Source organism: Paenibacillus sp. PAMC21692, assembly GCF_014303795.1.
Classification (GTDB): Bacteria; Bacillota; Bacilli; order Paenibacillales; family Paenibacillaceae; genus Pristimantibacillus; species Pristimantibacillus agaridevorans.
The window spans coordinates 7,161,508-7,187,205 of record NZ_CP060293.1; the positions used below are offsets into that span (position 1 = coordinate 7,161,508).

General features: G+C 53.2%; 12 protein-coding genes. 1 reads left to right on the top strand and 11 read right to left on the bottom strand.

The genetic code is table 11. The features are described from left to right. Positions 1-169 precede the first annotated feature (169 nt). From H7F31_RS28850 to H7F31_RS28870, 5 genes are all read right to left on the bottom strand, one after another. Positions 170-826, bottom strand: a complete 657-nt coding sequence (locus tag H7F31_RS28850) for an SGNH/GDSL hydrolase family protein (RefSeq protein WP_187101622.1) — start codon at positions 824-826, stop codon at positions 170-172. Between the two features lie 5 nt (positions 827-831). Further along, complete coding sequence (locus H7F31_RS28855) at positions 832-1,452, bottom strand: SGNH/GDSL hydrolase family protein (RefSeq protein ID WP_187101623.1); 621 nt, start codon at positions 1,450-1,452, stop codon at positions 832-834. A 172-nt stretch (positions 1,453-1,624) separates the two neighbouring features. After that, positions 1,625-2,188 (bottom strand): SF0329 family protein, encoded by a 564-nt coding sequence (locus tag H7F31_RS28860; RefSeq protein WP_187101624.1) that lies wholly within the window; start codon positions 2,186-2,188, stop codon positions 1,625-1,627. Positions 2,189-2,351: 163 nt separating this feature from the next. After that, positions 2,352-5,135: a glycoside hydrolase family 2 protein gene (locus H7F31_RS28865; protein ID WP_187101625.1), complete on the bottom strand. Its 2,784-nt coding sequence runs from the start codon at positions 5,133-5,135 to the stop codon at positions 2,352-2,354. A gap of 162 nt (positions 5,136-5,297) precedes the next feature. Beyond that, positions 5,298-6,224, bottom strand: coding sequence for an ArsR/SmtB family transcription factor (locus tag H7F31_RS28870; protein ID WP_187101626.1), 927 nt, complete (start codon positions 6,222-6,224; stop codon positions 5,298-5,300). Positions 6,225-6,351: 127 nt separating this feature from the next. Between H7F31_RS28870 and H7F31_RS28875 the strand changes: the two genes are divergently transcribed. Then, on the top strand, positions 6,352-6,999 hold the full coding sequence (locus H7F31_RS28875) for a bifunctional 4-hydroxy-2-oxoglutarate aldolase/2-dehydro-3-deoxy-phosphogluconate aldolase (protein ID WP_187101627.1): 648 nt from the start codon (positions 6,352-6,354) through the stop codon (positions 6,997-6,999). A 153-nt stretch (positions 7,000-7,152) separates the two neighbouring features. Here the strand turns inward: H7F31_RS28875 and H7F31_RS28880 are convergent, their stop codons facing one another. The 6 genes from H7F31_RS28880 to H7F31_RS28905 all read right to left on the bottom strand — a co-directional run bounded on the left by H7F31_RS28880 (position 7,153) and on the right by H7F31_RS28905 (position 25,562). Further along, a complete protein-coding gene (locus tag H7F31_RS28880; RefSeq protein ID WP_187101628.1) occupies positions 7,153-8,181 on the bottom strand; it encodes a sensor histidine kinase in 1,029 nt (342 codons plus the stop codon). Continuing rightward, the gene (locus H7F31_RS28885; RefSeq protein ID WP_222622727.1) at positions 8,178-8,870 is read right to left on the bottom strand and encodes a response regulator transcription factor; all 693 of its coding nucleotides are present in this window, start codon (positions 8,868-8,870) and stop codon (positions 8,178-8,180) included. Before H7F31_RS28885 ends, H7F31_RS28880 begins: the two co-directional genes overlap by 4 nt. An 8-nt stretch (positions 8,871-8,878) precedes the next feature. Next, positions 8,879-11,353, bottom strand: coding sequence for an FtsX-like permease family protein (locus tag H7F31_RS28890; RefSeq protein ID WP_187101629.1), 2,475 nt, complete (start codon positions 11,351-11,353; stop codon positions 8,879-8,881). Further along, the gene (locus tag H7F31_RS28895; RefSeq protein ID WP_187101630.1) at positions 11,350-12,027 is read right to left on the bottom strand and encodes an ABC transporter ATP-binding protein; all 678 of its coding nucleotides are present in this window, start codon (positions 12,025-12,027) and stop codon (positions 11,350-11,352) included. The genes H7F31_RS28890 and H7F31_RS28895 overlap by 4 nt, the downstream gene beginning before the upstream one ends. 152 nt (positions 12,028-12,179) lie before the next feature. Then, entirely contained in the window at positions 12,180-16,886 is a 4,707-nt protein-coding gene (locus H7F31_RS28900; RefSeq protein WP_187101631.1) for an S-layer homology domain-containing protein, read from the bottom strand. A 318-nt stretch (positions 16,887-17,204) separates the two neighbouring features. Beyond that, positions 17,205-25,562 carry an S-layer homology domain-containing protein gene (locus H7F31_RS28905; RefSeq protein WP_187101632.1) on the bottom strand — a complete coding sequence of 2,786 codons (8,358 nt, stop codon included), beginning with the start codon at positions 25,560-25,562 and terminating at the stop codon, positions 17,205-17,207. Positions 25,563-25,698: the final 136 nt, after the last annotated feature.

The window sequence follows — 25,698 nt, forward strand, 5'->3', positions numbered from 1 at the left end:
GGAAGCAATCGTTTTCTGTTTTGTTTCTATTGAATGCGGACAACTCACCCACTCGGCATTTGTGATTCGCTGCAGTTTTTTTAGATATGCAAAAATATCCCCCTAGGTCTGACCGAGGAGGATATATTCATGGACGTTTTTCGAATGAACTTGATTAGAAGTAACCGGCTTAACCTTCCCAAGAGTAACCTAAAGCTTGAAGCCATGCACGGGCAATAATCATATGACCGCTTTGTGTAGGATGCACCCGATCCGAGGCGATTTCCAATGAATAATGGTGCTCCAAATATTGATCGAAGGCCTGCTGCACATCAACCAATATTGCATTATGACGCTGAGCGACCCTCTTGGCCGCTTTTCCATAGTTGTCCGTCATCTCGCGAAGTCGATCGCTGCTATTTTGTTCTATAAAGAATGGCGTCATTAGGATCACGCCTTCCACCTTGCTTTGTTTGGCGGAGGTAATCAATTCATCCAGAGTATTTTCATACTCTTCTACCGAGATATGCATCTCTCGCAAGTGGCGGCGATTGAAATATCGCATAACATCGTTAATCCCAATCATAACGGACAGCCAATTCGGAGATAAATCCAATACGTCGGTTTGCCAACGCTGTTGTAACTCACGAACAGTATTACCGCTCACCCCCATGTTGACGATACGGATTTCATGCAAGGGATATGTAGCTTCTATTATTGCATTAATGAGGGAAACATAACCATGACCCAAAGTGTCGCCTTTGCCTTCGCCTATCGGTCTTGCTCTGTCGCAATCCGTAATCGAATCGCCAATCATTACGAGCTTGGAACGTTGAGGGATAATCATAGCGGTTAATCTCCTTCTTTTAAATGCGAGTCTAGAAAACCGGCAATATATGCCGCTTGAAGCCGTCTGACTTCTTCCGTGAAATGCACATGATCGTTATAAGCAGATTCACCGAAGATGCGCGAGAACCGATATAAATCCAGGATGGGTACATCGCGTTGTCCAAAAACCTGATCGGCAATTTCGTTGTAAGCAACTACATCCCGGTGGTATCGGAAAAAAAGCTGACTCCGCTCATTATGAATCCGGTCCACTACATCCGTCGTTCGAACCCATACGGTTTCCTTCGCCATTCTGCTTGATAAAGCAAGTATCTCTTCCAGATTCGCTCGATACTGTTCAGCCGTTATTTGGATGGAGCGAGTACTCATATCCGTCTTGATATCATGCAGCCCGCAATTGAGTAACAAGAGATCATAACGAGTTCCCTTCTCATCTTCCTTCTGCAAATATTCCAGAACTAGCGAGCTGTCTCCCCCGTTCGCTCCTGCCGGTCGATCCAGATCGGCAAGCGCTTCTTGTTCGCCTCTTTTGCGGTCATAGCGATAAGCGCCTTCAACCATCCATTTTAAATGAGGACCATACTGAATGGATATACTGTCTCCAATAACAAACAAAGATCGCATGTAAAACCCCTTTCTATTTTTCGTAATTACGTCAGTAAATATTGCTGCGATGCCTAATGATAAAAGAATAGCTTAGAAACGAAAAAAAGTAATCGATTTCTCGAATAGGTTATCACAAAACGCTTTCTTTTACACACTTTTTTTCGAGACCTGTCCATTATTGCGAAACACATCAATTGAGCCGCAGCTCATAAAAAAACTGTACAACGGGATGCTTTAACTTCATATTATCGGCCATGTTCAATAATCGTTTTTTTCCTACGCGTCTGTCCATCAAAGCCAGAACATTTAACAAAATATCATTGCTCTCCATGCTTTCTTCTATAGGGCTGGACAAAAATTGATTGGCGACAACGACAAAATTGGATTTGCTTAATGCCGACTGCGCCGACAAAAGCTCCTTTGCATGCTCCGTTATTTTTCTATTTCTCGCAATGACGATCAGGCGATCCTCCGGAACGGCCCCTTTGGTCTCTTTTCTGATTGCTTCGATTTCCTCATGGTTAACGGGTATTCGGATATCCGGATCATTTTTAATCTCCAGCTCTGTTTGATACCATCTAATCAAGTTCGTTGTATCCGTCATATTAAATACATTCTTTTTATCGACTGCAATATAACAAAGCCCTGCTTTGTCAGGTAAATAACGGTAGCTGGTCGAACGGTATTCGAACCTTCCGTTCAACGCAGGACTAAGAAAACTCTCCAGATTTTGTTTTAACTTGCTCCAGGACATATGCTCCTCCTTGTTCTTCATGCAATACTCTACAGATAGGTCGCACTTTCACTTTACCAAACAAAGCGGTTTTTTACTATTTTGCAATATCGTCGTCAACGTAAAAAGCGTCCGCTAACTGATAGAATCAGTAGCGAACGCTTCCGTTCGTGCGATTGCAGTCTTAAGGAGTCCCATCCTTTGCAATATGAAGTAGACGATTGACAATCATTGTAGCCATCGGCTCATGTCCATACCGTTCGATCAACTTCCAGGTCACGACCGTCACATAACCTTTGCCAAGCGGATGGCGAACGATCGAACCTCCGTTTTGTCCAAGCCATCCCTGGAAGTAGCCGGAAATAACTTCCCCGGCTTCCGCGGTGCCCGGATTGCCAAACATATTAACCGTCCGTTTTACGCCTACCTTCTTATAATCGCCGAATGGCAGCACATAGTCCGGATACAAACCTTCCAGCTCCCAGCCCATCTCGGGCAGCAGCGGCAGTCCATCGAAGCAACGGGAATCCACGTAATTCATGGAGGATGCTCTCGGCCAGCTCTCGCCGGGAGCGAGCTGCCTAAAGGTAAATGGGCCAGACGCCTTAAGTCCGTCACCCTTCTCGGCCAGGAACAGCACGCTACCGCCCTGACGCGCAAAGCTCTCCGCGTCCTTGTCCAGGCAGTCCGTCACCATGACGGCCTCGTCCGTTAGGGTATCGGCCGTATGCCAACGGTTGGCTTCCAACGCTGCCTGGAAACTCGCATTTAACCCGCGAATCGCCACGGCGGACTCCCGATCGGCGTTTACTAGCTGCTTCGGAGTGAAGGTCAGTTCGTATTCGTTGCGGGCCACGCAGCTTCCTTCGACGATCCATTCCAGCACCAGACGCTCCGCGAGTACCTCCTTGCTCTCAGGCACGGTAAACGCAATCGCGCCGGGAAGCTGCTTCCATACGTCGTCGAGCTCAACTTGCACCGTGCCTTGCATAGCGCTGTTCGCCAAGGACCACTTGACCTCGCCCGACATCCGTTTTCCGTCGTCGTTAGTCAGCACCAGCTCCCAGGAGACTTGTTCGCCCGACCATAGATTCGCACGCTCCACCTCGGCAAATACGCAGCAGGCGCCATTGAAGTCGATCAGGCGATCGAAACCTTCCTTAGGCTGACGCAGGAAATCCAGCCATCCGTTCGTTTCCCACTCGATGTCGGTAAATTCGGTGACAACGTAGCCGCCGATGGCAGGACGCTTCCGCATCTCCTCAATTAACGACTTGACCGCGCGGAACATGCGGCGCTGCGAATGAACGGCTAATGTTTCGAAATCGCCGAAGGCGCTGGCTAAGCCGAACTTGTCCATATTGTCCAGAGCCGTCGTAGGTTTCTTATAGTCGTCCTGATGGGTCTCTTCGCCCTGATTGATAAACCACCAGGGTTCGTTGCCGTCATAAAAGTCTTTCAACCGCTCCACGCTCGGCAGTCCCCAGACGCCGAATTCGGATACAATGATCGGCTCCCCCTGGGATCGATACGGCGCTACAAAGTTTTTATCCGGGTTGCCGATCAACAGCTCATCCAGATCCTCTCTCCACTCATCCAACTGCTCGGGGCAGGCAAAGTAGCGGTGATGGTCATTGATGTCCGTTTTGATATGCGTCCATCCGCTGTTATCGCAGATCAGGCGGGTAGGATCCCATTCCTTCAGCCAATCGTAAAGCTCCGCGACATGCTTCTGCTTCTCGGGATCAAATTCCAGATCCCATTCCAGGCCCCATTCTTCGTTATAAATGGACCATATAATAATGGAAGGATGATTGTAATCCCGTTTCAGCATCGCTTCGATCTCCGACACAAATCTGGTTCTCGCCGCTTCGGTCCACTTTACAAAGTTCGGCGGCTCCGCCCAGATCAGCATGCCTAGTCGATCCGCCCAATACAAGTACTCCGGGATTTCCACTTTGATATGTTTGCGCAACAGATTAAAGCCCATCTGCTTGGCCAGCTCGATCTCTTTGCGTATCTCATCAACGGAACCCGCCGTGTAGATGGAATCGGGATAAAAGGCTTGATCCAGCGCCCCCCGAATATATACAGGCCCGTTATTGACATAAATGCGGCCGTCTCTTTGCTCTACCTTGCGCATGCCGAAAATCGTAACAAACCTGTCGATGACGCCGCTCGCATCCGATAAGCAAACTTCGATCTCGTATAAATGCGGCGCTTCCGTCGACCAGAGGAGCATTCCGGGAACCGGCTTGTCCCAATTCACTTGAATCGAGCGGTTAAGCCCCTCGGAGCGGATCTCTCCCGGTTCGCCCAACTCGCCACTATAGCTGGCCGCCTCGAAGGTGTTCTCTTCGCCCAGCGCATGAGGGCGAATCGTATAGTCAAGCTTCAAGTCATGCCGGCCGCCGACAAGCAGCTCTGCCCGCAGTCCCAGCTTCATGCCGTCCAGATCAGGCGTGACCAACACGCTTTCTACGTAGGAGGATGCGCGCTCTTCCACCTTAACCGACTGCCATATTCCGCTTACCCGGGTATACCAGCTGCCTTGCTTGCCAATCGGAATCTCCGCATTATCCTTCGGATCGAATACGCTCAGGACGACCTGATTTTCCTCTTGCATCAACAGGGCAGGAATGGAGAGCTCGAACGGCGTAAAGCCGCCTTCGTGTTCGCCGATATAGGCTCCGTTCCACCATACAGCGCAGCGGTAGTCTACCGCGTCAAAGCAGATGCATTGCTGCTTGCCGCTGTCGCGGCCGGGCAGGCTGATCGTCTTGCGGTACCAGGCCACGCCGTGGTAGCCGACCAGCTCTCCGCCTTCCCGCTGCCAGATATGAGGAACAGTTACCTTTCTCGACTCGTTCCATGGCTGTTCATTGTCGTACCAGCTTTCTCTCTCTCCCGCTTGAAGCGGATCGATCAGAAATTGCCATTCTCCATCCAAACTCCAACTTTGTCTCATTTCTCTCTCTCCTCGTCTCAAGGTCCGGTTCCAGACAGATGCATTTCCTAACACGTATTTCGAAATTAAAATAATCTTCATCCTTATTATTATATCATTCATCGTTTTATTTCAAGTATTATTATAATAATAAAATAAAGAAAACAATTCGAGCAAGGAACGTTAGCTCCTTGCTCGTCTCGGGCCGTATTTGATTTTCATCAAAAAATCCTGCTCGTAATTGCCGAACTTGCGTCCAAAAATATTGATTCCCCCAACGTTCGCCGCATTCTTTTTTACGCCTAATCGCACGGAAATGTATGGTTTGTCCAGCATCGCAAGCTCGTCGACAGTTACTTGAGAGATCGGCACCCCGTCGATAAAGCTGCCTTCGCCGCTGATTCTCCAGCTCTTTAGCAAGCCGTATTGCGTATTCATCGTCCTCCACCACGAAGGTGTCAAAAACCCGCGTTCGCCGCCGAAATCGCCCGGCGATGTCCACGTTCCGACCTCAATGCCGTTGACCCAGCAAGTAATATCGGACGGCCAATCCAGCTTATGATAGGGCGCTTCCGAGCACAGCTCAAGCGAAAGCTCAAGCTCCTCTACCTGCGTTCCATACGGGATGCGGTTGGGAAAATGGTATTCGACATAACCCGAACGGAACCACAGCAGCTGCGCGCGCTTGCGCTCCGGCTCATAAAAAGAGCGCGGATCGTCCTGAACCAGCAGGATGCCCTCTTCGCTCAACAAGCCGCAGGTAGGCTGTATGTCGCAATGGACAAAATCGCCGATCGGAAGCTCGACGATAAAGGAATTGTCCTCCTGCTTTCCCCTGTCCGTCAAATTGATAATAATCCGGTCATACTTTTTGGAATTGACTTTCTGGCTGCCCCGTCCCGGCACAATCTCCGTCGAGATGATGCCCGCATCTTCCAGTTTCTTAATGTTAACCGCGGCCGTTGAAAAAGGAAGCTCCATCCGTTCGGAAATTTCATTGACATTAAGCGGCCCTTCACTCAAAATCCTCACAATTTCCATCCGGTGCTCATGGGATAATGCTTTGCATATTTCCAATGCTTCTTGCAAGGTGAGCTCTAAAGTTCTCATAAGGACCTTCCTTTATAACAAGTTTTATTATTATAATAGTAACTGTACTGATAAAAGTTCAAAATAGCAAGCGGAGGGGAATAGTAATCATCCCAACAAAATGATAAACCTAATGGAGGTTAACGCGATGGAAAAACAGACCGGCCTGAAACTGCTCGAGCAGACGAAAATTATTGCTATTGTTCGGGGAATTCAGAGCAAGGATGCAGAGGATCTGGCTCAGGCGCTGCTGGACGGCGGCATCCGAGTCATGGAGATTACTTTGAACACGCCCGGGGCGGAGGGGATGATTCAGACGCTTCAAATGAAGTTCGGGGAGCGCATGTATATCGGGGCCGGCACGGTGCTGGATTCGGACGACGCCAAGCGGGCGCTTGACGCCGGGGCGGATTTTTTCGTGACGCCGAATACCGATGAAAGCGTGATCCGATTCGCCGTGGAGCACGGAAAAGCGATTTTCCTGGGGGCCATGACGCCAACAGAGGTTGTCCGGGCTTGGAAGGCCGGCGCCACGGCGGTTAAAATTTTCCCGGGAGCAAGCTTGGGACTCGGATACTTCAAGGAATTGATGGGTCCTCTTAACCATATTCCCATGGTAGCGGTTGGCGGCGTTCACGCGGGCAACCTCGGCGAGTTTCTGAGCGTCGGCTGTTCCGGCGTTGGCGTTGGCGGTTCGTTGGTGAACCTCCAAGCAATCGCATCCGGACAATGGGATCAAATACGGGACAATGCCAAGCAGTTTATCCAAGCTGTCGATGAATCAAGGAACGCCTAGAGAAACATGTGAAGCTGTACTTTTGTCCTTAACAAGCTAACAAGCAAGAGCTGCCCTGGAAAGTCCGTTTCCACAGACTTTCTAGGGCAGCTCCATTTGTATCAGTCGAGTGGCGTTATGGCTGGTTATGACTGAAACGGCGGGAGCAAACGATTAGCTGTCGCAAACCGGAATAAAAATCGAAAACATACTCCCTTTTCCCCATTCCGAGCTCACCTTTATATAGCCGCCTTGCTCCGTAATGATTTTCCTGGCCAAATATAGGCCAATTCCCACTCCGTGCGTATCAACCGCATCGGCTCCGCGATAGAATCGTTTAAAGATTTGGCTTACTTCATGCTCCGGTATGCCCTTGCCGTTATCTTCGATGTCAATTCTCGCGAACATCTCGTATTTATGAATCGAAACTTTGATGACGCCCGCTTCATCCGTATATTTTACGGCGTTGTCCAGCACATTTACGAGTGCTTCTCCGGTCCATTTTACATCATGCTGCAACTCGATACTCTGCTCGCCGCTAAATTGAATTTCTACGTTCTTCTTCTCTGCGTGAGGATACATTTGTTTGATTGCGGCAAAAACCGTTTGGCCAATATCGTGCTTCTCCGTTTGGATCTTAATAATGCCGCTTTCGAGCCGGGACATCTTGATCAGATTATCCATAAGCCACGTCAGCTTTTCCGTCTGGCTTAACAAAATACGAGTAAATTCCTGACGCTTATCCGCAGTCAACCCGCTATCCATTAATAAACCATTATAGATGGTCAAGTTGGCTAGCGGCGTTTTCAACTGGTGGGCAATATCCGAGATGAGCGATTTCACTTCCTCGCTTTCCTCTTTGTACCGCTGCTTCTGCATCCTTAAAATTCCCGATAGCTTAAGCACTTGCTCCTGCAGCTTGGACAACAGATTATCTTCTGAAACGGGAAACAATTCGCTGTCCTGTCTATCGATAATAGATTGAATCGTTAACGAAAGCTTGGACAGGATCGAGGACATTTGATTTCGAATGCCCAACATAAAACCCGTAAATATGCCAGCCGCCGCCAAAACGAAAAGAACCGACAGCGCAATAACGGTCCGACTGGCCTCATATTGCATTAATAAAAAAATAAATAGGCTGCATGCGATTGCATACAGCGCCGAGCTAGCGATGATAATTCGGGTAAAGGAGCTTCTCAACCTTCACTCCCCCAAGTATATCCGATGCCAAAAACAGTCTTGATATAGACGTTTTGTTTCGGATCGTCTTCAATTTTATTACGCAATCTTTTGATATTTACGCTTAGCGTATTTTCATCCACGAAGATCCCATCCAGATCCCATAACTTTTCGAGTATCATCTGTCGGGTTAGCACCATCTTGTTATGTCGGGAAAGGATCGTTAAAAGTTTGAATTCCGTTGTGGTCAGCTTAATCTCCCGATTATGTTTATACGCCTTCATCTTATCATAATGGATGATTAAATCCTTATACGAAAACAGCTGCGGATTTTCTTCTCCCCCGCCTCTGCGAAGAATCGCCTTAATTCGCTGGCTTAACACCGCCATGCTAAACGGCTTCGCGATATAATCATCCGCGCCGGATTCGAAACCCGCGATCATATCCTGCTCTGTATCTTTGGCTGTTAAAAATAGAATCGGGACCGTCGAGATTTGGCGAATTCCCTTACACAACTCCATACCGCTCTTATCGGGCAGGTTAATATCAAGAATAATGAGATGAACCTCATGGCTGCGATAGGCGATCAACCCCTCTTCACTTGAGAAAGCGGATAAAATATCGTAATTTTCATTCCCTAGCGCATAAGCCAGTCCTTCATTTAATAGCCGATCGTCTTCGACAATGAGAATCCTCGCTATGACGTTCACCTCCTTCTTTAACTCGCTTCTCTCAAACGTTCCACGATGCTCATCTTCTTTGATCTATTATAAGCGATTATCGGTACGCTTAGGCAAGCTGCGAACACAAACACCAGCGCGATCAGCAACGGAAGGGTTGGGAACGTATAGATGGCATAATCGGCTTCTTGACTAAACACATAATAAGCACCATAGCTGATCAACGACCCTAACGAAATAATCAGCAACGTTGATATAACTCCATAACCCGTTCCTTCGAGCAATAACATTTTGCGCAATTGACGTTTCGTCATCCCGATGCTTTCCATCATTGCAAACTCATGCTTGCGTACCACGACACTCGTTAACATGGTACTGATGAAGTTGAGAATGCCGATAGCGGCAAGAATCAGCGTAATAGCTCCTCCTAGAATGTAGAAGATGATCTTGGCAGACTCCATTTTCTCCGCCCATTGCAGCTTTGATGTCAGCTCAATCTCGCGGTCGCCTGCAATCAACGCCTCCAATTGCTCCTGAATTCGCTCATGCCCGCTCTTCTCGGCCTGGATGTTCATTTTATACAAAAGCGGATCTTTAATGATTTGCTTAAAAGCGTTATGACTGACGTACACATTAGGCGCCAGCCCGCCGAACGAAACCTGGAATTGCGGGCTTACAAAGCCGCCTATCTCAAGTTCCCGCTCGACACCATCCTCCTTGAAGTTTAACGGAAAGCGATCCCCCCTATTAAAAAGCTCTTCACTTGCGCTCAGCAGGGCAATCTCGCCTTTCTCGAATCGTTCGACATCAATGGGCGTTTCAAGGCTTTTGTTTAGCTCAGTTACATATTGGGTATCGATCCCAATCAGCACGGACCAAAACATTCCCGAATCCTTTAATTGCTCGTCCGTGGGTCGCTCCATCCCGTATCTCATAACGATATCATCGACGAACTTTCCAAACACTTCGGGCGTATAACCGAGACTGCCGCCCCTATCGATATACGTTTTCCTGACGTCCTTAATCCCGCTCATTTGCCGAACGGACTCCGCCAACTCCTCCGTCAATTTCTGTTTTTGCTCTCCTTGAAATCCGAAATCGACCGTCTTGTTCACTAATTCAAAATCATTATCAACATAGCTGGCAATAAAATTGTCCGTGTCCATGCTAAGCACAAGCGTATTGACCGTCAGGAACGTAGTGAGACCTATAAACAGCGACAGGAATACGGTTAATGCCCGCTTTTTATCCCGGAACATATTGCGTAATGCCATTCGATATAGTTTGGAGCCATGTCTCCCTTTCTTCGTTGTCGTCCTCACATACTTTGCGGCTTCAACCGGGGAAATCTTTGCTGCAATTCGGGCCGGCTTCCTGCATCCGGCCATTGTCGTCAACCAGGCGAACAACGCCGCTCCCGCATAGATAACCGGATGAAATGAAATCTCGACTTCCGTATCCAAAGTAAAGGCCTCAATCGCCAACGGCACCGCAACTAATGCTGTGATCATACCTGCTGCAACGCCTATCGGTATCCCGATCCACGCCAATCGGACAGCTTGGCCGTTCACCATTTTTATAATCTGTTTCCTCGTCATCCCAATCGTCTTTAACAGCCCGTAAAATTTTGTTTCTGTAGCTACTGAAATATATAGCACATTATAAATGAGCAAATATCCGCTAAACATGATAAACACAATAATGCCGGCGATACCCAACGCGGTTGTCATTTTCGAGTTGTTCTGGCTTTCTGTCGTCGAGTAGCTCACCAAATTCTGATCCTTGTTCAGCTTCAGATCTTGTTCCAACCTGCTCATGTTTTGGTCAATGCTGCTTCCGCCTTTAAAGGCAATGGATGCTACTGTACCTTTGTCGCCAAAGCCCGCGCCCACGGATTCGGCAAATTCACGCGATACAATAATCACCCCGGCATTGCCTGAACGCAGTTGAGAATAATCCGTATACCAGCCGCTTAGAATGAAGGATTCCGTGCTCTCCCCCGCTTCGCTTCGATACGTTAGAGGCAAAGTCATCCCGATCGTCGGCTCTGTGATATTTAACTTGTCCAATATCCAGGTCGGGACGATCACTTCGTTGCGCTTCTCCGGATAAGAATTTACTTTGTTTCCCAATAGAGGCGCTCTCATCTTGTCCCATTCGGACTCGTCGTACACGTGCATACTGATATCCAGATCACCCATCTCTTGCGTTGGGATCACTTGGCCCACTTTCGTATCGAGTCCTACATGGCTCACATACGGAAGCTGCTTCAACCGTTCAATCTGTTCTTGTGAAGGATTGGATAGTGCCACATCCGCTGTCGTGCCAATCATTCTTATCTCCTGCATGTCGAAGGTTTTTATAAAACTCATGCCAAGAGTAAATACCGTTGTGAGCAACCAGGTGGTTAAAATGACGGCCAAGATGACGTAACGGTTCCTTGTCCGGTTTGCTTTTAAGCTTTTGCGAGTCAGTTTTTTAATGATATTTTTATTGGAATTAGGAAACATCATCCTTGTTTCCCCCCAACCACCTTACCGTCGCCAAGGCGGATGATCGTATCGGCAAGCTGTGCAATTTCTTCGCTATGCGTAATCATCACCATCGTCTGATTAAATTGTTTACTCGTTACCTTAAGCAGTCCGATGACCTCCTGGCTTGTACGGCTATCCAAGTTGCCGGTAGGCTCGTCCGCGAGAATAATAGAGGGCTTCGTAGCCAATGCGCGAGCAATAGCAACCCTCTGTTGCTGTCCTCCGGACAATTGACCGGGCAAGTTATCCAGCTTCCCCGCCAAACCTAACGTTTTAACAATATGCTCCACATACGATTTATCGATCGTATTGCCGTCCAGCTCAATCGGCAGCACAATATTTTCATATACATTAAGGATCGGAACAAGGTTGTAATGTTGAAAAACAAACCCGATCTTCCTGCGCCTAAATACCGTTAGCTCGTCGTCGTTCATATCGAATATAGACTTCCCGTCCACGATAACCTGTCCGCCGGTCGCTCGATCCAGACCGCCCAGCATGTGCAACAACGTGGATTTTCCGCTCCCCGAAGTACCGACGATAGCCGCAAACTCTCCTTCTTTGATCTCTATATTTACGCCATCCAGCGCCTTCACCTGATTGGGCTCCTTGCCATAGATCTTCCTTAAATCAACCGTTCGCAAAATACTCATCCCGATCCACCCCATCCTGCATTTTTAAACTATAGTCTGAATGATACTCGCCACTTCTTACATTCTCGTGACAGGGATGGCCAAACACAAATGACCCACAAGAGGGTCACCTTTTTCAAGGTGTCCTTCTTATGGGTCACAGTTCAATCGAATCAAGTTTTTTGAATTTTTACGTCCAGTAATCGTTTATGAATATTAATGGCGACAATCGCCATTTGCGCGCGAGTCAACTCCGCGTCCGGGCGTATGGTTCCATCGCCGTAGCCTGCGAATATTTTATACTTCACACCTACTGCGAGCGCATTCCTTTCCGATACGGACAAGGCTGCAACATCTGTAAACGGCGCCAGCCATTCATTAACCTCCGCCTTGGATAAGGTTGTATTTACTCCGGAAAGCTTTAGCGCGGCAGCCGCAATTTGAACGGCGGATTTTCGCGCAATATTGCTGTTTGGCGGCGATGCTGTTATCCCCTCCGTTAAGCCCTTGCTTTCAGCCGTTGCCATTGTTTTGCCAAACCATTCATTAGTCGTTGTTTTTGCGTCGGGATTGACGGCAAAACCTAATGTGCGCATAAACATGGCGATCGACTCGGCTACGGTCACGCTGTCGTTCGGTCTGAACGAGTTGTTATAACCGGAAACAATAAGCCGGTTTGCTGCCTGCGCAACGGATCCTGCATACCATGCCGATGATTCAACATCGTTAAATCTTTTGTTTACCGCGACAGGGAAATAATCTCCGTTACTGCTTACAAGCAACGTAACGGCGCCTGTTGCGCGGTCAATCACCGTAGGAACGGGAACGACCGTTCCATCGCTTTCCATATACGCGTATGTCGTAACTTTAGCTGCAACTGCGGGAGAAATCGTTAACGATACCGGCTGCATCGCTTCTGTGCTCCTTAGCGTAATTGTGCTGGCAGGTCCGGCGACAGTAATAGCCGCATCCGTTTTTGGAGCGTCCTGCGCAATTTGTTTCTGGCGCTGAGTCGACGTTCGACTAACTTTCGGCGTCGTGCTTGGCGCAGGCGTTACAGTAGGCAATGGGCTAGAGGTCGGGGTAGGCGTTGGCCCCGTTCCGCTTGGCGGACCGCCATTATTTGTGCCGGGATCCGGCGTTGGCGCATCGATAACTGCAACCGTTGCCGTACCGCTCTTTGTGGTATCAACAGTCGATGTAGCTGTAACGGTAATGGTAGAAGCAGTTTCTGCTGCGCTGACCGTAACAATTCCGTAAGAGCTGATTGTGGTGCCGGCGTTAAGCGCAACATTGCCCTCAATCGTCCATGCAACAGTTTGCGCCGGATTGTTTATTCCTATAACCGACGCTGAAAATGCCTTCGTACCTCCCTTCTGCATAGTCGCGGTCGAAGGTGAAACCGTCACGGATGTCACGGACGTGGCGTATGGCGTCGCAGTAATCGCCAATGTCAGCGTAACCGTTGTTTGCGGCGTACCCCCTTCCTTGCTTAGGGCTACTGTAAAGGTGTAGCTGCCGTCCGTTCCCCTCTCATCGCTCTCCGTGCCCGCGACCGCCGCCGTAAACGTATCGTCCGAAACCGTTGCGGTCACGCCGTTTAAATTCAGGCTGCCGATGAGCGTTTCCACTGCCGATTTCGCCTGAGCGATGTCGGCTACATCCGCCTGTTCAGCCCTATAGGTTGTGCTTTCCACTGCAGCTTTGGCCGCATCGATGATCTGATCGACCGGTATTTCGACCTCATTAAGATTAACAATATAAAACACGTCTTTTCCGTCCGTGCGACTTATTCGCACAACTGCGGTTTTTTCTTCGGCGGTCGCTTGAATAATGTCAATCTTTGCGCCAGCGGCTATCGAATCCGAGCTAAGCGTCGCCGCTACCGTCGGGAGCGGATGATTTGCCGCCACATCCCACGTGTAGTTTTTGGTGCCGGGTTCGAACTCTGCAACCGGCACGCCGTCGACCGTCAGCGTCTCCAGCACCATCAAATCCGCGAGATCGTCATGCAACTCGCCAATGACGGCGAAGTCCAGAAATTGCATCGGGCCCGGCGAAGATCCGCTAACTGTCCCAGGCGGCCCGGCGACCGACGAGAAGAAGTTAAGCTCGTTTACGACCATCACATACCGCGCGGTAATCGGCTTGCCGTCATTGTTGGCCAGAACATCGGTTGCCCGGCGCCCCAGCGTGTAGTTGGTTCCGAGAGTGCCTCCTTTTAACGCCTCTTGGGTTAATGGATTCCAGTTTGATGCGGCGGACGTGCTTTGGCTATTGACGTTAGCAGGCTGGCGCCCGCTGCCCGCAAAGTAATTCCATGGACCGCTGTACCCCACCAAATTCTCGACGCCAAAAGGATTTTTCGTCGGCCAGTTGTTGGCCTCATAATACTGGCGATCCGGCTCCGGTTGTCCGGCCGCGAGCGCCGGATCTAGCGGGTTATAGAAATTATTGTAGGATTCTATAAGCGACTCATAGGCCTCCGCGTCGTTTGTCCACCAGGCGGAGCTGTTCCTTGAGCGCCCGGGAGAGCCCATCGTGCCAAATTCTATTTCGATGCGCGAAATATCGATCTGCCTGCCCAAATCCAGGGCAACCCAATAGCGCCAAGGGGTTCTGCCCGCGTTCATCTCGAACGACGAGCCGCTTTGGAAAAACGCGTACCCTTCCGAAGTCGTCATGGAGGTGCGGTCTTCCTCAAGGACGTTCCCCTTCGGCGCCTCCTCGTTATGCGAAACGATTTTGATATCCGCGCCCATCACGGCTTTACCCCAATCATGCACCGTGGAGTTGTTGATTTCGAAGTACGGCTTGTAATAATCGGGATAATAATTGTCGGGAGCGGCGGGTATTGTGATGCCTGATGCTTCCGAAGGCTGCAACTCGCCTAAAATTCTATAGGTCCCCGGGACGGTCGGCCTGTAGCCGGACGTATCCCACTTGACCGGGACTTTAATGGTATGGCCGTTGGATAAGGTGACGTCCAGTTCGTCCTTTAGCGTTAAGTCCGTAACCTTGGTGCCCAAAGACACTTTCATCTGGTTTTGATGCTCCCAGCCCATGATGCGCAGGTTGCCGTCCCTGTCGGTCGGCTTGTAGCCGTTCGGGAACACGTATGTATCGCGGTCGCGCTTGATAATCGTGATGTCCGCCATGTAAATCGTCGATGACTGCCACTCTTGGCGGCCAGTGCCGGTGGCGGGGAAGCTGCCGTAAATGCCCCACTTGGAACGCCCGAAATTAACGTTGTTCCCCTGATCGTCCTTCAGGGTATTGTAGTTCCCTTCCCTGTATACAGGTCCGGGGCCGGATGGGTTGGGTGCGGGAAGCTGCAGCTCCGTGTTGCGCCTTAACATATCGGCTTCATTAAGCGTTCCCTCTCCGAGCAGCTCGCCTGTATCCGTATCGGTTACCCTTACGTAGAGATGCCCGTAATCCGCCGTTTCGGTTGTCAACTCGATATCGATCCAGCGGTCTACGAACTCTTCTTTGGACAGCGTAAGGAAGGTTCCCGTGTTTGTTCCCCCGGCGGATTGCATGCCGCTCGGCGTCGAATTGTTGCGACTGTGTTCGAATGACAGGGTGCCGCCTGCTCTAAGCCCAATGCCTACAGTCGGAGATCCGTTGGCGTTGCCTTTGGCCTCCTTAATCTGATAAATATAATTGTAGTTGTTGGGAGACCAGGTTCCTATGGCGTTGGCACCGACCTGCTTTTGCCGCTTCACTGTTTCCGAGGGAACCAGCAGCCGCCAAAAATGGGTCGTTACCGTTCCCGGACCGTCATTGGCGACGACGTTGTCCGGCGTGTAATTGGTTTTCATCTCCAGTCGCTGGGTCGTGCTGCTGGCCGCGCCGCGGTCTCCGTCCTCGTGCCCGGGAGCGGCGGCAGGCGCGTCGAACTTGTGGATACGGATAATATCCGACTGGAGTTTATCGAACCCGGAGATTTTACCGGCTTTTGTCATCGTGCCGTCGTATTTTACGTCCACCCCGTAGGCGTCAATTCTGCCGTCGGAATTGTCCTTGGCGATCGTCTGTACGTACATGTTATCGCCGTACCAAGCGAGCGGAATCTCTCTGTCATCCTTGGGCAGATCGTTCGAAACGCCGGCGGGCTTGAATTTATTGAGGTCGTTTGCCGTATGGACGTAGACATCCGGCCCCCAGAACGAGTCGTACCAATCTTTCCCGCTATAGGAGGACGGCTTCATCGGCGCCTCAATGGAGTTTAAGCCCGTGTCTCCATAGCCGATATAAGTGGAGCCCCAAGTGTCCATACCGTGCTCGTTCGCGCGGATGTTCATCGGCGCGACCAGCTCGCCCGGCTTATTTACGGCCTCCGTTTCCCCGCCTTGCACGCTTCGGGTTAATGTAAAATTCGATAAGGCCTGTATGGTTACAGTGATCGTGTATCTCCTTGTGTTTTGACCGTTTGCAACATCCAGGTAATAGGTTCCGCCGGTCCAGCCCGGCACGACTCTATTCCCCTGCGAATCCTTTAGCCCAAGCTCGTAATCGCCATTGTTAATGCCGGCAAGACGGACGATTTCGGCGCCGTCGCTCTCATAAACCTTGACAGTCGAGCCCGCGTTGACGACCGGGTGCAGCATCTGATAAAACGTGCCGTACGGCAAATCAATCGTAATGGTGCCCGTGGTCCCCGATTTGGTTACCGCCTGGCCTCTGTAAGGCTTCGTGAGCACCACGTCCAAAGGATCGTCCGGGTCGAGCGTTTGGTTTGCCGCAGTCGAGTAGATATCCGTACCTGCTGCCTGGACAGTTGCATCGGGCAACACCATGCCGCCGAAAACCTGAAAAACAAGCGTTAATGTAATCAGAAAACTAATCGGCGCAATAAAGATTTTCCTTTTTCGCATGTTATCGTTTCCTCCTCCATAATAGGCTTTTTCAATGAAACCAACTTTGCATCAATGCAATGGTTCAAAATCTTTTGTAAAGCGCTTTCAATCTCTTATCCAGTATATTTTGAACCTTGCGGGGTCACAATGGACTGCGTTTGTATTCGTTTGTCATTTTTTTAGAATAATAATCGGCGCGGTCGCCATAAACAGCCTTCAACGTGGAAAGACGCCTCCCGCACCACGATTAACGTGATACGGGAGGCGTCTCTTTTTGCCCCGTTCTGTAAATCATGAACAACCGTTAAGCTCTACGAAACGGCAGCCTTCAGAACGTTAACGCTTCTCCTCGATCGCTCCGATATCCGTCAGTACCCGCAGCAGCATAACCGCCGTCTGGGCCCGGGTCGCCTGCCGCTTGGGAGCCAGTTCCGTGCCGCTTACGCCTTGCACCCAACCGTTGCCGACAGAGATTGCGACCGCCTCCGCCGCCCAGCCGGATACCTGATCTCCGTCCGCGTAACGCCGCAGCACGGCGATATCCGGCGATTTTGCATCGCTCTCCAGCAACAATTGCACGAAGCGGACAATCAGCACCGCAAGCTCCTCGCGCGTTACCGGATCGTTCGGACGGAAGCTCCCGCCCGCTCCCTTTACCAATCCCAGCTCATAACCCGCTGCTATATACGAGGCAAACCATGCTCCAGCGGGCACATCGGCGAACAGCGAGCTTCCGCCTTTAACCGAAACCAGCGCTTCCGCACCGCCGTTCCCCCGCAAATGCTGGACCAGCAGCTTCACAACCTCGGCTCGCGTAATCGCCCGATCCGGAGCGAAACGATCCGCCGATGTGCCGTCGACAATATGCCGGCTGACCAGCACCTCGACATCGAGCCTGCTCCAGTGGTTGTCGAGATCCGCGAAGGTACGATCGTACAGCATGACGGCGTATTCGCCCGGTTGCGCAACGGTCGACGCTACCATACGCTGCCGCGTATCGACAATGCCGCCGACATAACGCCATCCTCCCGGCGCCGCGGCATCCTTGCGGTACAAGCCAAGCTTGCGCGCATCCGCTTTGCCAAGCGGCTTGCTCCTATATTGCAGCGCCAGCCGGAACGGCTTCGCAGGCACGGCATCTTCCGTATCGATCGCATAGGAATCGGAGACGGGCTTGTAGCGCTGCGAAGCCGACGGTTCTCCAAGAGGATTTCGGGTTACGACCAGCCGCGTACCTTCCGCGAACACGCCATCCCCTGCCCTCAGCACGAACGCCCCGTCAAAAGCGGTATATTCGCCACCTTCTGCTTCCATCCGCCATTCCTCCGCGTCTTCCGTCGGAGTCGGTTCCGGCTCGCCGCCCGGAGCCGAACCTCCGCCGCTTTGGCCGCCTCCCCCGCCCCCGCCCGTTGATGCGGCGGTGCGCGCCTTCAAGTACATGGGACTTGATACATTCCCGCTTCCGTCAACGGCCGATACAGCAAACGTATAATCCGTCGACGGCTCCAGTCCCTCAATCCACGCCGTACGCGTACCGGCAGCCACTAGCGTCTCCCGAATGAGGGCAGGATTGTTGTCCGGCGTCCATACGATCGTTGCCGACGACATCTGTCCCGGCTGGGTCGGCTCCTCCCAAGCGAGCTGCACTTTTCTTGCCTCCGTCGCCGTCGCCTTTAACCCCGCTACGGGAGGCGGAGGCGATACATCAACTTCGTCGCGCGCCCCCGCAAGCCTTAGTAATGCCGCCTCCGATTCATTACCCGCCGCATCAATCGCGATTACGCGGAAATCGTAATCCGCCGACGGCGACAGCCCAGTTGCCTCCGCCCATTGCCGTTCCCGGCCGATCTCCAGCGGTTCGCCGCTGTATGACGTTTCTTCGGCCTTTTTCCACCAGAGCTTCACCGCTGCGAAATCGCGATCCCCGGGCCGCTCCCAGACGAGGACGGCGCCGTTATCGCCGGTCAGGCTGCCGTTAAGCCCGCTTACCGGCGCCGGAGGCGTCGAATCTTCGACAATCGCCGTTACGGCATGCTGCACATCATCGCCAATCGGAACGCCTGCATAGCTGAATATGTCGCCGCTGATGACGACCGTATAGAGAGCCCCGTCGGTCAACGCCGCATCCGGCGTAAATTCGGCGGTCATTGCAAGCGTTCGGCCATCTGCGGTCTCAGCGTCAACAGGGCTTACCGTTCCCTGCACGCTTGCTCCGCCGGCAGCCGTCAGCGTGATGGCATCTTCCGCGAGCGACTGAATATCGATCGGCTTCGTAAAGCCTGCCAACACGCCGCCGCCCGGCACAGCTTCCACATAAGCCACTTCAGGCGGCAAGTTCGACACCATCCCGATGTTGACGTCAAAGTGAGGCGGCGGAACTTCCAGCTCGTCGCTAAACGTAGTTGCATACCCTTCCTTCTCGTATTTGACCTTCCAGCGGCCCGGCGGAACATCCCAGCCATATCGTCCCTGCCCGTTCGTCCAATGCGGATTCAGCTGCTCATACCATTCCGCGTCCCATATTTCCCAAACGCCGGTGCCGGCATTTTGCTGTAAGGCCGTCGCTTTGACGCCCTCCAGAACATTGGACATCATGCCCTCGTAGACAAATCCGCTAGGGTCCCAAATATAGCTCGGCTCCGCTACCGGCGGATCGTAAGGTTTCACCTTGCATTTGTTCTCCTTCAGGTAACGCTCCAGCGTATCCAGCTCTTCGGCAGCCAGCTCATCCAGATGCAAACCGATTTCGTACGTGACGTACCAGAAGCCGATACCGGGCAACCCGGCTCCCTTTACCGTGCCCGCTACGCCGATAGCGGTTTTAAACGCTTCCTGCATCGCAATCATGGCGCGGACCTCTTCCGCGAAGCTCGTGTAATACTCTCTTGCCTGCGCATCGCAAAGCCTTCTCGCGTCTTGCGCGGCGCGTTTCGCCCGTTTGAACAGATTGCTGTCATCGTCGAGCCCTTTGGCGTTTACGACCACATCTCTTGCGCCGAGCAGTTGATTCGCCGTTGTAAGAGCAACTTCGAAGGTCGATTTGACCGCCGGCGCGTTCAACGAAGCCAACCGGCGTTGTCCGGCCGCGTCTCCGTTAGCTCCATCCGCCTTCGCCGAAGGCAGCTCCGACCTTGGAATCGTTACCGTAACAGACATGCTGGCGCTGTTGTTATGCCATTGCCTGCGAACGGAAACATCATACACGGGCACTAACGTCCGCTCCACCCGTCGCTGCTCCGCCGCCGAAGGCGCAAAGCTGTCGATCATGGAGCTTGAAGCGCGAATCGTAGCGACAAGATCGTCCGACAAGCTCACATCGGCATATACGCCTCCAGCTGGCACAACCGTGCCATCCGGCTCTTGTTCGCCGCCCGCCGCGGCCCGTTGCAGCTCGAAATCCTCATAGGCAACAGGCACAATAAAGCGCAGTTCGTCTTCCGTAGGTTCCTCCGTTTCCGATATGACGGCATCGGGCTTCTTGCGGTAAGTGACCCATACCGGTCCCAGATTGTAGGATGCGGGAACAACCGCTTCGTATACATCGCCTCTCAGCGTCGCCGATACCGACCGGTCGCCGAGATGCACTTCAACATCGTATACACGTTCCGGGCTGCGAAACTTCATTTGAAAAATAAACGGATACGATGGTATGACGACGTACGGGAATACCGCTACGCCATCATCCGGCCGGAACGTCACCAGCCGGCCGTCCATTTGGCGCATCGCCACCTCCGCAAGTCCCGGATCGGAAGGATCGTAAGCGACAGTGGTCCCCTCGCCCGCCAACATCTCCCCTTTCCAGACAATGCCAACCCTCAGCCGATGCTTCTTCCTGGCATTCTCGACCAGTACGACAGGCAGGCTCCATGTACCGAAGGAAGAAGCGGTCGTACGTCCCAACTCGGCAGCTCCATCGTATACGATCACCTCCGCACCCGCCGGAGCGGTGCCGCTCGCTTCAATGCCCGGCTTCGTCGTCAGCTGCGGCGCGCGAATCGTTGCAGGCGTCACTTGCAGCAGAGCCGTGCCGATAATTGCCTCTTGCGCTTCCTCTCCAAGCTTGTAGCGAATGCTCGCCTGTATGGGGAGATCCGGCTGCGCAAGGGATGATCCGGCTTTAAGCTTCAGCTGGAATGCGCCTTTCTGGCGATACGCAATATCGCCGAGCGGTACGGTTACCGTCGTTCCGTTAAGCTCGGGTGCGACTGGATTGCCGTTCAGCATCGCTGATCCCGGCAAGATCTCAACCCCCTCCGGCAGCTTGAGCACCAGCATGGCATCCGTGACCGCATTCGCATTGTATTGCGAATGCTCGTAGAACGCCCGAAGCGAGAGCCGCCCTTCCGGCGTCGTCCATTCCGACGATGCTTGCAGGCCGTTGAGGGTGAAATCGCCGAACGCTCCCGGCTTCCGCAGCTGTATGACGCCAAGCTCGGCGGTATCGCCCGGACGCGCATGAAACTCGACGATCGCAAACTCGCCGGATGAACGGATAATCAACCGTTGGCTGCCGGTAGACGCCACGGGCAGCGTGAAGCGGGAGTACCCCCGGTCCATGATCAGCGAATGACCGGTCATGCTATTGTCCTCGTTGCGGTACAAAGACGCATTCGCGGAAGTGACCTCCCGCCCGTTCGAGTCGACTAACCTGAACTGCGCCTGGCCTCCGGCGTTTTCCAGCCGAAGCTCTACTTCCCCAACTCCGTCCTCGCCGATTACGGTTTCATTGCACGCTTTCGGCAGCTTTGCTTCCACGCCGTCCGCACATACCCTTACCGTGTCGCCCGCGACCGCTTCCACGGTTGCAGGCGGTCCGTGATTCGTTATAGCAGGCGTCGACTTAATGCGATAATGAACGCCGCTTGACCAATCCACCTCCAGCGGCCCTTGCCATCCTCCGTCTATTTTCGCATACAGCCGGATGTTCAGCTTCGCTTGCTCCTTCAAATGCAGATCGGCCTGTACAGGCTCAGATCCACTCGCCAGCACGGTTACTCGCTGCGACGCATATCCGCTGATGTGGTTGCCCGTTGCGCGCATGACCGCCTCGCCTTCCGGCAAGGACAACGTGTATGCGCCTTGCGCGTTGGCGTTTGCCGTATAGGTCTTGGACGCTCCGTCCAGGGCAACGGTCGCCGTCACGATGGAGCCTGCCGCCGGCTTGCCGTCAAGCGCGTATACCCGTCCGGATACAACGGCCTCGGGTCTCCTTCGGAACGCCGTATCGAATGCGATCTCCTTGCCCGCAACGATCAGATCGATCCATTCGGCGATAAAAGCCGGATCCTTCGGCATCAGCTTCACGCGGAGCTCCTGGTCGGGCACAGTTGTCAATGTCGCGTTTAACGGTCCGTAGCTGGAGCCGGACAGCACGGCATTGCCGCTGCCGTCGCGCACTTCGTAGCTGTATTGTCCCGCTCCCGTGGCAGAACCAAGGAGCCGGACGGCAAATTCCGGCGACAATGTCACAATGGCCGTGCGGCCCGGCGAAGGTGCCTCCCGCTTGATGGACAAAGGCGGATTCTCCCGCTTAACCGGCCTGCTCGAAATGGTGTATACGCCCGGCAACGGCGCATTGAGCCTGTATATCAGCGACTCCGCGTCGATGGCTGCGCTGGTCCAATGACTGCCCCAATCGTAATCGATGGCCGAGGCTTCCAATGTCCCTCCCGCCAATTCCTGGTGCCAGACCGACTGATCGGGCACATTCAACCGAACTTCGTAGCGGCCGGCAATCTCTTTGTTGACCGGATAAGGCGCTCCAAGCCAATTTCCATCTATCTGAAGCAGCGCGGAATCGATACGCGCGATTCCCTCCGTAATCGGAAAAACACCCTCATACTCCCCCGCGTTTAGCTCTGCGAGATCGATAATCCGCGAAGCTGGCCCCGTCTTCTCCTCCGATATCCACTCCGTATAGTCGATCCGCGCCTTGAGCGCGAGCCCGGACTGGCTGCGCACCTTGACGACAGCATCGGAATCAAGCACCGGGAGCATGCGTTTCTTGTTGCCCGCCTGTTGCGAATAGTCGATCCGGAACGACAGGACCGTGTTCGCCAGACTTCGCAAAGGGACCCTCAGCACGGATGGGCCGAGCGTCAGTGTGACGGTCTGATCCCCCGCGGGAACATAATCTCTCTCCGGAAGCACGCTTACGACAATTTCATCGCCGGCGTAATGCTCGCCCGGCAGAACCGCCGCTCCGCTCGCATCCGTCACTCCTTCGTGGATAATCCGGCCGCCGTCCTTCTCCTTGAATACAACCGGTATCGAAACCAGCGGCATCCCGGTCCGTTGATCATCGACCTGTACTTTCAGCGACGCGGGGAACACCGGCGTCAACTGAACCTCAGTCCCGCTGCCGCTGCTTACAGTCACGCCATCCCTGCTTGCGAGCAGCAAACCTCCTGTCTTGCTCTCCATCGCAAGCCGTACTTCTCCCGGCTGCAAGTACCGCTCGTAGCGCGTGACCGCCGACTCCAGCGGGAAGAGGGTACTGCTTCCCCCGACCGTAATCGTCAGGTTGGCCGCCCCAAGCAGATCGGCTCGATCCGTCGCGATTTCCACTACCAGCTTGCCTGCCACAAAAACCGGAAGATTGGCTGCCGTCCTCGCCTCGTCCGCGCGATCCTTCGGATACGCGATGATGCGGTCGATCCGCGCCATGCCTTCTTCGACCTCGAATACGGCTCCATAATAACCCGGCGCCGTCTCGATTAGCTCGACTATGGCTTCCCTGGGCACAGCTTCTCCGTTGCCGCCTTCCGTCACCGACCGGTAATAGACGATCGCCTCCACGTTCAGATCCCGCTGACCGATCGCCTGGATCGCTACTTCCGTGTCCCACTTCAACAGTCCGTCGACCTTTCCGTCTTCCGCAACCGACCAGCGAACGCTTTCGATCCCTTCTGCCGGAGCCTCGTCGCAAGCTTCGAAACATACGCTATAAATGCCGTAACCGGAATAATTGCTTTCGCCGCGCAAGTACACGGCCTTGCTCCCGTCGCCGCTCAAGCCCACTTGCGTGGTCGACTCGCGAAGAGCCCCTATCTGCCGGAAGCTTCCCTCCTGCACGTCGAACCTAACCGCTCCGAATCGGGATCGGATGGGCAGCGGGGCTTCCGTCGGGTTAAGGATTCGGTAATCAAACGCCACATATCGCCCGTCATCCGATAACGAAGGAGTGCCCATATAAGCGCCGATATTGCGGTTCTCCGCCCACGCCACCGTATGCTCGCCCGTCTCCCGGTCATACAAACCTACCTGCTTCGCCATTTTGTCGGTATACGCCACATAACGTCCGTCCGCGGACACGGCCGCCACGCCGATGGAAATCTCGCCGTTTTCCGTGTCGTTATTGCGTATCGGAACAGAAGCCGTCTCACCCGTATCCGTATCGTACAGATACAAGCGGCTGATGCCGGCGCTCGCCCCGCCAGGCGCAAGCTCGGGGGCCGCGGTGACGAACACCGCGTATCGACCCGCCCCGCTTATTGCCGCCGCGCCGCTCAGTTGCGACAAATCCCCGCCGTCCGCCTGCTCGCTGATCCGTGCAATGCGAATATCGCTCCAATCTGACAAATCCGCCACGAAGACGTCCTGGAGCCCGTTGGCGTCCCCCGCCATCAAAGCGCCGGAGGCCGATTCGAACAGCAGCTTGCCGCCATCGTCGCTCAGCGACAAACCGGACAACCGCCCGGACGCCACCGCCGCTACACGCACCGCAACCTCATTCGTCCGATCGTACACATAAAGAGAGATTTCCGTCCGATCTTCATTGGAATCCTCATAGGCAACGAATCTGCCGTTGCCGCTGACCGCAAGCCCTTGATCGATATAGGCCTTGTTCATATTCCCGATCACTTGCTTCGTGCCGGCCGCAGCGTCGTATACAACAATGCCTTCCCGCTCCGGATGCCCGGAGTAATAAACGGCCGTGCGGCCGTCCCGGCTTATTGCCGGCAAGGTGTAGACTTCTTCTTCGCCGCTTTCGATTGCCGTCAAGTACCGGTGAGAAGTCGCGGCATGGATCGGGAGCGGATCCGAGCGGTTCCCGGCTTTGTCGATGGCATAGAAAACATAATCCACATATGCCGCCTCGGGCAGGCCCGCCTCAAAATATTGCCGATCCGCCGTTTCCGTCACCAGCGTGCCGTCTCGCCGCTCCAGCCGGTATCGGTCAATCGACGCATCCGGAACGTAATTTCCATGCTCGTCGACCCGGTATGGCGGCTCCCACTGCAGCATCACTTCATTGTAAGCGATGTTGAACCAGCGGATATCCATACTGTACGCATCCGGCTCCGTCAGGTCGACCTCCACCGTCGCCTTGTCGGACAAGGCGCTCCTCTCTCCACCCAGCTCCGCCGCCGCGGCAAGCTCGTAACGCCCTTCCGTAAGCTCTAGCGTCATGCCGAATCTGCCGTCTCCAGACGCCTCCACCGCATCCGTCGCGACCGGGGTTTCGCCTGGCCGGTTGTAATAGACGGTGACGGTCGAGCCGGGTGCCGCCGTTCCGCCAACCTCCACTGCCCGCTCGTTCGTAAACTCCGGCAGCGGGTCGATGATCGGCGGAGCAACCCCCGTGCCCGCTTGACCGCCTTCGGCCGCCTTCACGCCGCCTCCCGCAGGCAGAACCAATTCAATCAGCAGAGCCGCCGCAAGCACGCATGCCATCATTTTCCTGAATATCACCTTTGCCTCACTCCTCTCGCCCTCCGTTATCCATTCGCCTCATAATTGCATACAGAATAATCCAATTGTAAGAGAAGGCCATCGGCTGCAATAGTTACAGGCCGTCATCACTTTTGTCACCGATGTCACTATAGTC

Coding starts and splice junctions, on each gene's coding strand:
- H7F31_RS28850 (WP_187101622.1), bottom strand. CDS start 826: ATGATTATCCCTCAACGTTCCAAGCTCGTAATGATTGGCGATTCGATT.
- H7F31_RS28855 (WP_187101623.1), bottom strand. CDS start 1,452: ATGCGATCTTTGTTTGTTATTGGAGACAGTATATCCATTCAGTATGGT.
- H7F31_RS28860 (WP_187101624.1), bottom strand. CDS start 2,188: ATGTCCTGGAGCAAGTTAAAACAAAATCTGGAGAGTTTTCTTAGTCCT.
- H7F31_RS28865 (WP_187101625.1), bottom strand. CDS start 5,135: ATGAGACAAAGTTGGAGTTTGGATGGAGAATGGCAATTTCTGATCGAT.
- H7F31_RS28870 (WP_187101626.1), bottom strand. CDS start 6,224: ATGAGAACTTTAGAGCTCACCTTGCAAGAAGCATTGGAAATATGCAAA.
- H7F31_RS28875 (WP_187101627.1), top strand. CDS start 6,352: ATGGAAAAACAGACCGGCCTGAAACTGCTCGAGCAGACGAAAATTATT.
- H7F31_RS28890 (WP_187101629.1), bottom strand. CDS start 11,353: ATGATGTTTCCTAATTCCAATAAAAATATCATTAAAAAACTGACTCGC.
- H7F31_RS28895 (WP_187101630.1), bottom strand. CDS start 12,027: ATGAGTATTTTGCGAACGGTTGATTTAAGGAAGATCTATGGCAAGGAG.
- H7F31_RS28900 (WP_187101631.1), bottom strand. CDS start 16,886: ATGCGAAAAAGGAAAATCTTTATTGCGCCGATTAGTTTTCTGATTACA.